Annotated in this window: 3 tRNA genes; all 3 read left to right on the top strand. The window is 43.1% G+C overall.

Annotation, left to right across the window (positions count from 1 at the left end):
- Positions 1-76: transfer RNA gene (locus BIT28_RS15865), tRNA-Lys, on the top strand.
- 31 nt (positions 77-107) lie between these two features.
- A tRNA-Val gene (locus tag BIT28_RS15860) sits at positions 108-183 on the top strand.
- A 58-nt stretch (positions 184-241) separates the two neighbouring features.
- A tRNA-Ala gene (locus BIT28_RS15855) sits at positions 242-317 on the top strand.
- Positions 318-1012: the final 695 nt, after the last annotated feature.

Below are 1012 nucleotides of genomic sequence, written 5' to 3'. Positions count from 1 at the left end.
GGGTCGTTAGCTCAGTTGGTAGAGCAGTTGACTTTTAATCAATTGGTCGCAGGTTCGAATCCTGCACGACCCACCATTCTTTCTCACGAAGGAATCAAAACTATCGTGGGCGATTAGCTCAGTTGGGAGAGCACCTCCCTTACAAGGAGGGGGTCACTGGTTCGAGCCCGGTATCGCCCACCACTTTTCTTTATGCCTTGCCTAAAGAAAAAGACTTCTTCTAAGAAGAAACCATATATATGGGGCTATAGCTCAGCTGGGAGAGCGCTTCGCTGGCAGCGAAGAGGTCTGCGGTTCGATCCCGCATAGCTCCACCACTCTCTAAATATTTTCTGCACGACGCGCAGATTCAATGGCGAAATACAGCCGTTGGGTCGATTTTGTGTCTCTGCTTATTACGTTCGAAAGTATTTAGAGAGTGGATCTTTTATCTCTTCGGAGATAACGNCAATGGCGAAATACAGCCGTTGGGTCGATTTTGTGTCTCTGCTTATTACGTTCGAAAGTATTTAGAGAGTGGATCTTTTATCTCTTCGGAGATAACGAAACACATGCTCTTTAACAATCTGGAAAGCTGACTAGTAAATTGAATCGTTAGATTCAATTAAAATGTTTTTTATAACTTCTTATATAAAGAAGGGATAAAGAACGAGTTCTCAAGCAATACACATTCAAGTGTCTTGTACTTTTGTCTTCACTTTTTCAAAAGTGAAAATAAAAGAAGAGTCCGGCGAAACAAACAAACCTTGGTTGTTTGATTATGCAGTCTTAAGTGGCTTGCGACGTAGATTTCTTTTTTAGACAACTCGCACGAAGCTTTTGTCGACGGGAGCGTAACTTGTTACGTGACCAAGCAAAAGATGAGTAAGAGGCAGGATAAAAGAGAAAGATCGAGCAAGAGAGACCTCTTGGGGTTGTATGGTTAAGTAATTAAGCGTACACGGTGGATGCCTTGGCAGTCAGAGGCGATGAAGGACGTACTAACTTGCGTTAAGCCCAGATTAGGCAGTAA

This window comes from Photobacterium proteolyticum (assembly GCF_001939735.1).
In the GTDB taxonomy this organism is placed as follows: Bacteria; Pseudomonadota; Gammaproteobacteria; order Enterobacterales; family Vibrionaceae; genus Photobacterium; species Photobacterium proteolyticum.
The sequence above is the reverse complement of the archived record's forward strand: the minus strand, read 5'-3'. Positions and strand labels throughout refer to the sequence as shown.